Raw genomic sequence first — 11,932 nt, 5'->3', positions numbered from 1 at the left:
GCGGGGGAGCTTAAGCGATGGGCGCTTCGATCGCGGAAGGCGGCTTGGACGACGACGAGGAGTTTTCGGAAGCCCACGATATCAACGTCACGCCATTCATCGACGTCATGCTGGTGTTGCTGATCATCTTCATGGTGGCGGCGCCGCTCGCGACGGTCGATCTGCCGATCAATCTTCCGACATCGACGGCGACACCTGAGAAGAAGCCCGACAAGCCGACCTATGTCAGCATCAAGCCCGATCTGTCGCTGGCGATCGGGGAGACGCCTGTCAAACGCCCCGACCTGGTGCGCTCGCTCGATGCAATGGCCGACGCCAGTAAGGACCGTTTCATTTTCGTGCGCGCGGACCGCGCCGTGCCCTATGGCGAGATGATGGACGTGCTGGAAATCCTTCGTGCGGGCGGTTACGCGAAGATCAAGCTGGTGGCGCTCGAGGGTGTGCCGGCGGCATCCGGGCAGTCGCCGCCGGCCGCGGTTGCAAAGCCGTAATCGCGAGGACGGCATCAGGATGGGTGATCTCGACAGCAGACGCACGTCGTCGCGGCGCTTGTGGATTTGCGCCGGCGTCGCCTCGCTGGCGCTTCATCTCGGCGGAGCAGCGTTCGCGTTGTCGCATCGTAGCATCGAGAGCGACGACGACGGCCTTGGCGCGAATGCGGTTGAGATCGGCTTCGAAATGGCCTCGCCAAAGGTCCCCGACGACGATCTCCCGGCCGGACCGGACTCCTCCGCTTCGCAAGCCTCGCCTGAGGTGGCGGAGCAGAAGACCGAGGTCAAGGAGACGGATCTGCCAAAGGATGTTCCGGACGAGACGAGCGATGCGGATCGCGTCGTAACCACGAACGATTCGAAGAAGCCCAAAGAGGATGAGGCCAAGGTCGCGGCGGTGCAGACCCAGGCCAGCCAGGCATCGGAGAACTCGGAAGAGAGCTCGCGAAAGTCGCTCGAGGACAGCGCCGTCGAGTCGGAGAAGGCGAAGGCGCCCAATGTCGGCATTGGCAAGGACAAGCTGAGGCTCACCGCCAATTGGGGCCGGAAGATCAGCGCCTACTTTGAACTGCACAAGCGGTTCCCCGCCGGCAAGAACAAGGCCGCGAAGGTGCGTTTGAATCTTGTGCTGAACCGTCGAGGCAACGTGGTCTCGGTCGATGTCGCGGAATCGTCGGGAGATGCCGCTTACGACGCGGCGGCGATTGCGATGGTCCGCCGTTCCGATCCGGTACCTCCGCCGCCCGCGGGCCTCACCGACGATCAATTCTCTTTCAGTTTGCCGGTGGACTTCAAAGCCGCCAAATGAGCGGCAATCGTCCGCCGAGGCGAAACTGCGGAGTGTCAGTCGCGGAACTTGGCCCTAACGCCAGAAATACCTGATCCCGACATAGACGATGACGAGGCAAGTGAAGATCAGCGCCACCGGAAGCCGCTGCTGTTGACCTTGCCCGCCGAAGCCGAAACTTGCGCGAAAGCTGGACGGTTTCGATCGCGCCGCCGGCCGTCTGAAGGCCGTGACATTGTCGGCCACCGGTGCGGTCGGAGCCGGGCGGACCTCCGGCGGCGTGCCGGCCCCGCCCATCTCTTTATAATACGTCGCGTACATCTGGCGGATAGTGGCTTCGGTTGCATCCGCCTCGCCCATGTCCTTGAGCAGGGCCTTGTAGCTTGCGAGAAAATTCTGGGCGTCGGCGGGAAGGGAGGAGGCACCATTGAGTTTGGCGATCATTTTCCAGGTCGCGAAATCGGCGCGGGCCCTGGTGTCGGCGCGGCGCGCGATCATCATATCTGCAGCTTTGACCAAGGTGCCCTCGGCTTTCTCTCGCCAGTCCTTATGATGGGCTACTAATTACCGGTTAAAATGAGTATGAGGCGGATCAAAAAATCGGTCACCGTCCTCAGCCCTGCTGAAATAACATTAAGATTTAGACCGAACTGCGAACCTGCCAAGGGCAGCAGGATCAAAATTCCTATCAGAATCAACATGCCAAACGGCTCCAGGCGGGAGAGCGGCACCGCCAGCGGCCGCGGTAATATCCCGACCGCGACGCGCCCGCCGTCGAGCGGCGGAATCGGCATCATGTTGAAGACCGCCAGCACCACATTGATGAGAACGGCGTTTTTCAGATTGGCCGCGACCCACAATGCTGCATTCGCGGGAACGATCGGGAGCAGGTGAAAGGCGGCGGCCGCGGCGAGCGCGAGCAAGATATTGGTGCCGGGTCCGGCCAGCGCCACCAGGATCATGCCGAGCCTCGGCGCGCGGAGCTTGCGGAAGTTGACGGGAACCGGCTTGGCGTAACCGAACAGGAACGGTGAATGCGACAATAGCAACAGCGCCGGCAGCAGCAGCGTCCCAAACGGATCGATGTGGCGCAGCGGATTGAAGCTGACCCGCCCGAGATCCCAGGCCGTGCTGTCGCCAAAGGCGTGCGCGACGAAGCCGTGCGCCGCCTCGTGAAAGGTGATGGCAAACACCAGCGGCAGGATCCAGGTGGAGAACTCGTAGGCGGTAGCGTTCAGGGGCACGCGACGATCTCGTTCGGTTCGGCCGATGCGACAGCGCTAGCACGGGCTCGTTGCAAGGGCACCTCGTTTCGGATGGCCGTCCGCAGGTGATCCGCCAAAAGGATGCCGGCGCGCGACAGATTGGCGGCGCGATGCAGGCAGATGTCGGCGGCGGGCAGGGGCGGCATGCCATCGCGATCAGACAGCGCGCGAAGCCGTGGCGGAAAAGTCCCCGCTTTCACCACGGTCACGGCCAGGTTTTGCGCCGCGATCGCCTCCACGGCCGCGAGGCTGTGGCTGACGAAGGCGAGGCGCCAGCGGCGCTTGGCGGCATCGAGTGCGTCGATGGCCCATTTCCGGAACAGGCAGCCTTGGGGATAGAGCGCGACGGGCAGCGGATCCTGCTCCTCGATGGAGTGAGAGGCGCTGGCCGCCCAGACGGCCTGCTCGCGCCGGAGGAACTCGCCTTCGCCGCGTCCTGCCGGGTGCATGGCAATGACGAGGTCGTAGGCCTCTCCGAGTCGGCCCGGCATCGAGGCCGTCAGCCCGGTCTCCATCTCGACATGAATGAGCGGATAGCTGGCAATGAAGCTTGCCAGCAAGGGCGGCACGATGAAGGTGCCGTAATCGTCCATCACGCCGAGCCGGACGACGCCTTCGACCTTGTGCTCACGCAGTCGGCCGACGGCTTCGTCGTTCAGCAGCAGGATGCGTCGGGCATAGCCGAGCAGACCTTCGCCGGCGGGTGTCAAATCGACATTCGCCTTGGTCCGTTGAAACAGTTCCACCCCGAGCCGATCCTCAAGACGCTTGATCTGCATGCTCACTGCGGACTGGGTGCGGTTGAGACTGGTTGCCGCGCGCGTGAACGAGCGGTGATCGGCGACGGCGACAAAGGCCTTCAGGAGATCCGGATCAAGGACAGGAAGGTTCATCAGCAAGCGTGATGTGTTGGATCAAAGAAATTCCATTCCTTGATTAGTAGCGCCTTCCTATCCTCGTCGGCAATCGAGAAGCACGAAGGTCGAAGAAGGAGGGTCGATGATATGGGGGAAACCTGGGGCGTTCTGGCCGCGGTCCTATCCAGCAGCTTGGGGGGAACCTCGATCGGAGCCACGCGGTACCTGGTCAATGCGATCGATCCTCTCGCCATCGGCTCCTTCCGCTTCGGCATCGGTTTTCTGCTTCTGCTGCCGCTCGCGGCTCTCAAAGGCGACCGCTGGCCCGCACGCCGGGACTGGATCGGCACGGCGGGACTGGGTGTGCTGTACTTCGCCCTGTTCCCGATCCTGTTCAATGCGTCCCTGATTTTCACGACCGCAGCACGTGGCGCCCTGGCGTTATCGACGCTTCCGCTTCTGACCATGGTTGTCGGTGCGTCGCTCGGCAGCGAAGCCTTGACGGCCCGCAAGTCGATCGGGGTCCTGGTCGCGATGGTGGGCGTCGCGCTGGCGCTGCTCTCGGGGCTCTCCAGCGCGCCGAATGGGGCCTGGCGCGGTGATCTTCTGATGGTCGCTGCCGCGCTCTGCATGGCGCTCTACAGCATCTGGTCCAAGCCGCTCATCCGCCGTTCTGGCCCCATGTCCTTCACGGCGACGTCCATGGGCATTGGCGCGGCATGCCTCATCATCGTCTCTTGGTTGCGGGGCAGCTTCGGTCCTGTCGCGACATTCGGCGCGCCGCAATGGTTCGCCGCTGGCTATCTCGGCGCCTTCGGGGCTGCGCTCACCTTCTATCTCTGGGCGTTCGCGCTGCAGCGGACGACCCCGACGCGCGTTGCGATCTCGGTCTGCGTCAATCCGATCGCGGCGTCAGCGGTTGGAGCGGCGCTGCTTCACGAGCCGCTGCACTGGAATCTGATCGTCGGCATCGTCGCGGTCTTCGGCGGCATCTGGATCGCGACGACCGAGACTCGGCGCCGCGCCCAGCCGGCGGATGGATTGATGTCGAGCGAGCCCTGACTAATACGTCGCCCGGCCGCCTGAGATATCGAACACCGCGCCGGTGGAGAAGGCGCAATCCTCGGACGACAGCCAGGCGACCATCGCCGCGACTTCCTCGACCAGCACGAACCGGCCTTTCGGAATCTTCGAGAGCATGAAATCGATGTGCTGCTGAGTGAGCTGGTCGAAGATCGCGGTCTTCGCCGCGGCCGGCGTCACCGCGTTGACCATGATATTCTGCTGCGCGAGCTCCTTGCCGAGCGATTTTGTCAAAGCGATCAGGCCGGCCTTGGACGCCGAATAATGCGCGGCGTTCGGGTTGCCTTCCTTGCCGGCAATGGACGCGATGTTGACGATGCGGCCGTAATTCTGCTTGAGCATCGCCGGCACGATTGCCTTGCAGCAGATGAAGGGGCCGTCGAGGTTGATGCGCAGGACCTTGCGCCATTCCTCGAGGTCAGTCTCCCACACCGTCTTGTTGACGCCGGCAATGCCGGCATTGTTGACGAGAATATCGATCTTGCCGAAGGCTTTCAGCGTGGCGTCGCGGGAGGTTTCGACCGCGCTGGGATCGGTGACATCAACCTTCAGCGCGGTGACGGCGCTGCCGATCTCCTTCGCGGTTTTTTCCGCGAGCGCCTGATCATGGTCCCAGATCGCGACCTTGGCGCCGGAGGCGGCAAAGCGCTCGACGATAGCGCGTCCAAAACCCTGCGCGCCGCCGGTGACGACAGCGCAGCGTCCATTGAGATCGATCTTGTTCATGGTAAGGGTCCTCTGAGTTGTTTCATTCCGTCATTCGGGGTTCATGCTTCACGTGCCCCGGAATGACGGAGAAATTGTCTACAGCGTCCAGCCGCCGTCGATGACATGGGCAACGCCCGTGGTGAAAGCGCTCTCGTCGCTGGCGAGATAGACCGCGAGCGCGGCGATCTCTTCCGCCGTGCCCAGCCGGCCCATCGGCTGGCGCGCGACGAACATCTCGCGTCCGCCGGGGCCCGCCGCTGCCGCACGCTGCAGCATGGACGGCGTCTCGATCGTGCCCGGGCAGATGCAGTTGCAGCGAATGCCTTTACCGACGAAGTCGGCAGCGACCGAACGGGTCAGCGCCGCCACCGCGGCCTTGGTTGCACCATAAACGTAGCGATTTGGCGCGGCCTTGAAGACGCCGGCGGCTGAGGAAATGTTGACGATGGCGCCACCGCCGCCCTCCAGCATGGCCGGCAGGAATGCTCTGATAGTCCGGTGCATCGACTTGACGTTGAGGTCGAACGAGAAATCCCAATCCTCGTCCGAGCAGTCGAGCACCGTGCCGTGATGCACGAAGCCAGCGGCGTTCAGGAGAATATCGACTTTGCCGACGCGCTTGGCGGCCGCGGCGACGGCCGCGCTGTCGCGCACGTCAAGCCGTAACACTTCGGCAATGCCATCGTTCTTGAGCGTGCCCAAGCCTTGCTCATTGACATCGGTCGCGAACACCGTGGCGCCCTCGCGCGCAAAGGCGATGGCGCAGGCGCGACCGATGCCGGCCGCCGCCGCGGTCACGAATGCGCGTTTGCCCTTGAGGCGGTCTGACATGGGGGTCTCCTGAATTTCGATTTTCGTTAATCAGTGATGAGTAGCGAGTTGGGACAGCGTCATTCCGGGGCGATGCGAAGCATCGAACCCGGAATCTCGAGATTCCGGGTCTGGTGTTTCGCACCATCCCGGAATGACGTCGCTGCTTCGTCGCTGACGCTCCTCGCAACGATGGCGGTGCCTAGTGATTATCCCGCGCCACGCCGACCTTGTTGGCAATGTCGTGATAGCGCGTGGCGAGCTCCATGCAGGCACCGGTGGCGTGCTGGCCCACGGTCTTGCGGTAGAGCTCCTGCCAGGGCGTCTGGTCGGCAGGATGCGGATAGCCGCCCTTGGCCTTCAGCTCGGCGCGGCGGTGCTCCAACTCGTCCTCCGAGATCAGGATATTGGCGCTGCCCTTGTTGAGATCGATGCGCACCTTGTCGCCGGTCTTCAGGATCGCGAGGCCTCCGTTGGCGGCGGCTTCCGGACTGGCGTTGAGGATCGAAGGCGAGCCCGACGTGCCCGATTGCCGGCCGTCGCCGACGCAAGGAAGTGCCAGGATGCCGCGTTTGATCAGCGCGGCCGGGGGCTGCATGTTCACGACCTCCGCACCGCCGGGATAGCCGATCGGCCCTGCGCCGCGAATGAACAGGATGCAGTGCTCGTCGATGTTGAGCGCTGGGTCCTCGATCCGCGCGTGATAGTCCTCGGGACCGTCGAACACGATGGCGCGGCCTTCGAAGGCGTTCGGGTCCTTCGGATTGCTCAGATAGCGCTCGCGGAATTCCTTCGAAATTACGCTGGTCTTCATGATCGCGGAATCGAACAGATTGCCGCGCAGCACCAGGAATCCGGCGTCCTTCACCAGTGGCTTGTCGTAGCTCCAGATCACGTCGCTGTCAGGCTTGGGCGCGTCGCGGCAATTGTCGCCCATGCTGCGGCCGTTGACCGTGACGGCGTCCTCATGGATGCGTTTGTGCTGTATCAATTCGCGCACCACGGCCGGCACGCCGCCGGCGCGGTGAAACTCCTCGCCGAGATAGAAGCCGGCCGGCTGCATGTTGACCAAAAGCGGCACGTCATGGCCGATCTTCTGCCAGTCGTCGATCGACAGCTCCACGCCGACATGGCGCGCCAGCGCATTGATGTGGATCGGCGCATTGGTCGAGCCGCCGATTGCGGAGTTGACCACGATGCAATTTTCAAACGCTTTCCGCGTAAGAATGTCCGAGGGCTTCAAATCCTCCCAGACCATCTCGACGATGCGCTTGCCCGTCTCATAGGCGATCTGGCCGCGCTCGCGATAGGGCGCGGGGATCGCGGCGCAGCCGGGCAGGGACATGCCGAGCGCCTCCGCCAGCGAGTTCATGGTCGAGGCGGTGCCCATGGTGTTGCAATGGCCGACCGAGGGTGCGGAGGAGGCGACGATCTCCATGAACTCTTCATAGTCGATCTCGCCGGCGGCGAGCCGTTCGCGGGATTTCCAGACCACGGTACCGGATCCGGTCCGCTCGCCCTCATGCCAGCCGTTGAGCATCGGGCCGCCCGAGAGCACGATCGCCGGCAGATTGACCGTGGCCGCCGCCATCATGCAGGCGGGCGTTGTCTTGTCGCAGCCGGTGGTCAGCACCACTCCGTCGAGCGGATAGCCGAACAGCACTTCGACGAGGCCGAGATAGGCGAGGTTGCGGTCGAGCGCCGCGGTGGGACGCTTCCCGGTCTCCTGGATCGGATGGGTCGGGAATTCCATGGCGATCCCGCCGGCCTCGCGGATTCCTTCCCTGACACGATGGGCCAGTTCGAGATGATGCCGGTTGCAGGGGGACAGGTCATTGCCGGTCTGGGCGATGCCGATGATGGGCTTGCCCGACTGCAGCTCTTTTCGGGTCAGCCCGTAGTTCAGATAGCGCTCGAGATAGAGCGCGGTCATGCCGGGATTATGAGGGTTGTCGAACCATTCGCGGGAACGGAGCTTGCGCTGCTTGCCCTTGCTGGCAGTCCCGTGCCCGTTTGTATCGTTTCTTGTCATTTGGTCCTCCCTGCAATGTGAATGCGCTCGCAGGCTCTCTTGGGAGCCCGTTGGCTCCTAACATGCTTCAAAATGACGCGAGCCACAAACTTGCGGCAAGCGGCTGCGGGCATTTGTCACGACACTAGTCCAAAGTCGATGCTAGCGCTACCATTTTGTCCATTTCGATCGTTCGGACGTCAAGGCCAGATGTTTTCGCAAAACAATGCCTCATGAGCCTCGCGGCCATGAGCTTTGACGCTCCATCACCTTGAAGCCGAGATCGACGATTGGTTCCTGCGGGCGCCGGCCTTCGATGCTCTCGACAAGCATCACGGCGGCATCCCGGCCCATTTCGTAGCGATTGGTCCGCACGCTCGTGAGAGTAGGGACCGTCGCCTCCATGAACTCGAGATCGTTGAATCCGACAATCGCCAATTGGTCGGGAACCGCGATTCTGCGCCGCTGGCACTCGAACAAGACACCCAAGGCAACGTCGTCATTGGCGCAGAAGACCGCGTCGACATCGGGGGCTTTCGACAGCAGATCGGCCAGGAGCGCGCCGCCGATTTTCACTGAACTCGGCAAGGTCGTGGTGACGACAAGGCGTGGATCGAGCAGGGCAGCCTGCTTCAACGTAGCCTGGTAGCCTTCGAAGCGCCGTTGCACCCGTGGGTCCATGCGCGCGCCGAGAAAGCCAATGCGGCCAAATCCCTGTGCGAGAAGATGCGAAATCGCTGCTCGGCCAGCTTCATAATGCGAGAAGCCGATCATCATGTCGATCGGGTTGGAGCCGATCTCCATGATCTGAACGATCGGGCAATCCGCCGATTCCATGATCGACCTGGATTCTGCGGTCTGATCGATCCCGGTCACGATCAGGCCGGCCGGCTTTTGCGCCAGAAACAGGCGAAGAAGCTTTTCCTCCTGCAGGATGCTATAGCGGGTGTTGGCAAGCTGAATGCTATAGCGGCTCCCGTCCAGTGCATCATAGATGCCGCGCAGGACATCGGCGAAAACATTGTTGGTCAGCGAAGGGATCAGCACGCCGATCACTTCGGTCCGCTGCGAGGCGAGCGCGCGAGCGGCGAGGTTGGGGACGTAGCCGAGTTCCTTGGCCGCGCTTTCCACGCGAACTCGCTTGGCAACAGACAAGGCTTCGGGAGTCCTGAAGAAACGCGATGCGGTGATCGGACTGACACCCGCCAGTCGGGCGACCTCCGCGAGCCGGATCTTGCCGGGTTTGGTGCGTTTTCGTCCCATTAGGCGCTCATACCATAGGCGCCTTGCCAAACAAGCCAATATTGACAGCGCTACCACGCGAAGGCTAAGCAAAGAAATTGCCAAGACTGCACAAACAACCGACAATATCGATCGGATAAGCTTCGCTGCGAGCGAAGCCACAACAAGAGCAGCGCGGCAGCGACGAGTGTCGCACGTGGTCGGGAAACGGAGGGAGTAAGCTTAATGTCGTCGGTGCACATTCGCGACGTGCGGAAGTCGTTCGGCGGGTTTGAAGTCCTGCACGGCGTGACGATTCCGATCGAGGACGGGCAATTCGTCGTCCTGGTGGGTCCCTCCGGTTGCGGCAAGTCGACCCTGCTGCGCATGCTCGCCGGGCTGGAAAACATCACCTCCGGAACGATTTCGATCGGCGAGCGGGTCGTCAACAATGTCCAGCCGAAGGAGCGGGACATCGCCATGGTGTTCCAGAACTATGCGCTCTATCCGCATATGACGGTCGCCGACAATATGGGCTTCTCCCTGAAGCTGCGGGGCGCCAGATCGGACGAAATCAAGAAGGGTGTGAAGCGCGCGGCCGAGATTCTGGCTCTGACCCCGCTGCTCGACCGCTATCCCCGGCAGCTCTCCGGCGGCCAGCGCCAGCGTGTCGCGATGGGCCGCGCCATCGTGCGCGATCCCCAGGTGTTCCTGTTCGACGAGCCGCTGTCCAATCTCGATGCCAAGCTGCGGGTGGCGATGCGCACCGAGATCAAGGAACTGCACCAGCGGCTGAAGACCACGACCGTCTACGTCACCCATGACCAGATCGAGGCCATGACCATGGCCGACAAGATCGTGGTGATGCATGACGGGATCGTCGAGCAAATGGGCGCACCGCTTGAACTCTATGACAAGCCCGCCAATCAATTCGTCGCCGGCTTCATCGGCTCGCCCGCAATGAATTTTTTGAACGGACATCTGAGGTCCAACGGGCAGGCCTATGTCGAAACCGACAACGGCAGCAAATTGCCGCTCGCGAGCGCGCCGACGGCTTCGGAGGGCCGGCCGGTCGTCTATGGTGTCCGGCCCGAACATCTGGAACTGGCGAGCGACGGCATCGAGGCCGAGGTTGTCGTGGTCGAGCCGACCGGCTCCGAGACGCAGATCGTGGCGCGCATCGGCACGCAGGACATCATCGCGGTGTTCCGCGATCGCCATGACGTCAGCCCGGGCGAGAAGATTCGCCTAAGGCCGCGCGCCTCGGCCGCGCATCTGTTCGACAAGGAGAACGGACGGCGTATTTAACGGCACCCGCGCAGGCCCATAACAACAATCAAACAAAATTACGAAAGCAGGGAGAGCACTTACTATGACTGATTTTTCGACGAGCCGACGTTCGCTGTTCAAGGGCGGCGCCAGCCTGTTGGCCGCGGCGGCCACCATGTCGGGCGATGAATTGCTCGGCTATGCCAAGGCCTGGGCGGAGACCTCGCAGTGGAAGCCGGAAGCGGGCGCAAAAGTGAATCTGTTGCGCTGGAAGCGCTTCGTCGAGGCCGAGGATGTGGCGTTCATGAAGATCGTCGACGCCTTCCAGAAGGCCAACAACGTCACCATTAATGTCTCCAACGAATCCTACGATGACATTCAGCCCAAGGCGTCGGTCGCGGCCAACACAGGCCAGGGCCTCGACATGGTCTGGGGCCTTTACTCCCTGCCGTTCCTGTTCCCGGCCAAGTGCGTCGACATGAGCGACGTCGCCGATTACCTCGGCAAGAAGTGCGGCGGTTGGGCGCCGTCCGGCGAGGCCTACGGCAAGTACAACGGAAAATGGATCGGCATTCCGGTCGCCGCGACCGGAGGCCTCGTCAACTATCGCATGTCGGCCGCCGAAAAGGCCGGCCACAAGGAGTTTCCCAAGGACCTCGCCGGCTTTGCTGATCTCATCAAGGGCATGAACAAGAATGGCACGCCGGCGGGCATGGCGCTGGGTCACGCCTCGGGCGACGCCAACGGCTGGCTGCACTGGGCGCTGTGGGCCCATGGCGGCAATCTGATCGACAAGGACAACAAGGTCGTCATCAATTCGCCGGAGACCGCCAAGGCGCTGGAATATGTGAAGGGCCTGTACGAGAATTTCGTGCCGGGAACGGCGTCCTGGAACGACAGCTCCAACAACAAGGCCTTCCTGGCCGGTCAGCTCTATCTGACCGTCAACGGCATTTCGATCTACGTCACGGCGAAGACCGAAAATCCGCAGATGGCGGCCGACATCAACCACGCGCATCTGCCCGCGGGCGTCGATGGCAAGACGCGGGAATTGCATCTGGGCTTCCCGATCCTGGTGTTCAACTTCTCCAAGTTCCCGCAAACCTGCAAGGCGTTCACGGCCTTCATGCTGGAGCCGGATCAGTTCAATCCATGGGTCCAGGCCGCGCAGGGTTATCTGTCGCCGTTCCTGACCGGCTACAACAGCAATCCGATCTGGACCTCCGATCCCAAGAACACGCCCTATCGGGATGTGGCGGCGACCGCGAACACGCCTGCGGGCATTGGCAAGATGGGCGAGGATGCCGCGGCCGCGATCGCCGACTTCGTGGTGGTCGACATGTTCGCGAACTACTGCACCGGTCGCGAGGATCTCAAGACCGCGATGATGACGGCGGAGCGTTCGGCCAAGCGCATCTTCAGATAAGACG

12 protein-coding genes are annotated in these 11,932 nt (G+C 62.5%); 5 read left to right on the top strand and 7 right to left on the bottom strand.

What is annotated here, in order from left to right; translation table 11 throughout:
• Positions 1-17: 17 nt before the first annotated feature.
• The gene (gene exbD / locus F758_RS0127575) at positions 18-491 is read left to right on the top strand and encodes a TonB system transport protein ExbD (protein ID WP_024510918.1); all 474 of its coding nucleotides are present in this window, start codon (positions 18-20) and stop codon (positions 489-491) included.
• Positions 492-510: 19 nt separating this feature from the next.
• On the top strand, positions 511-1,299 hold the full coding sequence (locus F758_RS44655) for an energy transducer TonB family protein (protein WP_035723253.1): 789 nt from the start codon (positions 511-513) through the stop codon (positions 1,297-1,299).
• A gap of 54 nt (positions 1,300-1,353) precedes the next feature.
• Here the strand turns inward: F758_RS44655 and F758_RS0127565 are convergent, their stop codons facing one another.
• From F758_RS0127565 to F758_RS0127555, 3 genes are read right to left on the bottom strand one after another with little or no spacing between them, the layout of a single operon-like run.
• Positions 1,354-1,779 carry a hypothetical protein gene (locus F758_RS0127565; protein WP_024510917.1) on the bottom strand — a complete coding sequence of 142 codons (426 nt, stop codon included), beginning with the start codon at positions 1,777-1,779 and terminating at the stop codon, positions 1,354-1,356.
• 59 nt (positions 1,780-1,838) lie between these two features.
• Complete coding sequence (locus tag F758_RS0127560) at positions 1,839-2,516, bottom strand: site-2 protease family protein (protein ID WP_024510916.1); 678 nt, start codon at positions 2,514-2,516, stop codon at positions 1,839-1,841.
• Positions 2,513-3,436, bottom strand: coding sequence for a LysR family transcriptional regulator (locus F758_RS0127555; protein WP_024510915.1), 924 nt, complete (start codon positions 3,434-3,436; stop codon positions 2,513-2,515). Before F758_RS0127555 ends, F758_RS0127560 begins: the two co-directional genes overlap by 4 nt.
• Before the next feature lie 111 nt (positions 3,437-3,547).
• On the opposite strand from F758_RS0127555, the gene F758_RS0127550 reads away from it, so the two are divergent.
• Positions 3,548-4,462 (top strand): DMT family transporter, encoded by a 915-nt coding sequence (locus F758_RS0127550; RefSeq protein WP_024510914.1) that lies wholly within the window; start codon positions 3,548-3,550, stop codon positions 4,460-4,462.
• Here F758_RS0127550 and F758_RS0127545 read toward each other — a convergent pair whose 3' ends face one another.
• From F758_RS0127545 to gntR, 4 genes are all read right to left on the bottom strand, one after another.
• Positions 4,463-5,209, bottom strand: coding sequence for an SDR family NAD(P)-dependent oxidoreductase (locus F758_RS0127545; protein WP_024510913.1), 747 nt, complete (start codon positions 5,207-5,209; stop codon positions 4,463-4,465).
• A gap of 78 nt (positions 5,210-5,287) precedes the next feature.
• Positions 5,288-6,022, bottom strand: a complete 735-nt coding sequence (locus tag F758_RS0127540) for an SDR family oxidoreductase (protein WP_024510912.1) — start codon at positions 6,020-6,022, stop codon at positions 5,288-5,290.
• Between the two features lie 181 nt (positions 6,023-6,203).
• The gene (locus F758_RS0127535; RefSeq protein ID WP_024510911.1) at positions 6,204-8,033 is read right to left on the bottom strand and encodes an IlvD/Edd family dehydratase; all 1,830 of its coding nucleotides are present in this window, start codon (positions 8,031-8,033) and stop codon (positions 6,204-6,206) included.
• 210 nt (positions 8,034-8,243) lie between these two features.
• Positions 8,244-9,275 (bottom strand): HTH-type transcriptional regulator GntR, encoded by a 1,032-nt coding sequence (gntR, locus tag F758_RS0127530; protein WP_024510910.1) that lies wholly within the window; start codon positions 9,273-9,275, stop codon positions 8,244-8,246.
• A gap of 204 nt (positions 9,276-9,479) precedes the next feature.
• Between gntR and F758_RS0127525 the strand changes: the two genes are divergently transcribed.
• Both F758_RS0127525 and F758_RS0127520 read left to right on the top strand, forming a co-directional pair.
• Positions 9,480-10,541: an ABC transporter ATP-binding protein gene (locus F758_RS0127525; protein WP_024510909.1), complete on the top strand. Its 1,062-nt coding sequence runs from the start codon at positions 9,480-9,482 to the stop codon at positions 10,539-10,541.
• A gap of 64 nt (positions 10,542-10,605) precedes the next feature.
• Complete coding sequence (locus F758_RS0127520; RefSeq protein WP_024510908.1) at positions 10,606-11,928, top strand: ABC transporter substrate-binding protein; 1,323 nt, start codon at positions 10,606-10,608, stop codon at positions 11,926-11,928.
• Positions 11,929-11,932: the final 4 nt, after the last annotated feature.

Origin of the sequence: Bradyrhizobium sp. ARR65 (assembly GCF_000472385.1) — a bacterium.
Taxonomy (GTDB): domain Bacteria; phylum Pseudomonadota; class Alphaproteobacteria; order Rhizobiales; family Xanthobacteraceae; genus Bradyrhizobium.
The sequence above is the reverse complement of the archived record's forward strand: the minus strand, read 5'-3'. Positions and strand labels throughout refer to the sequence as shown.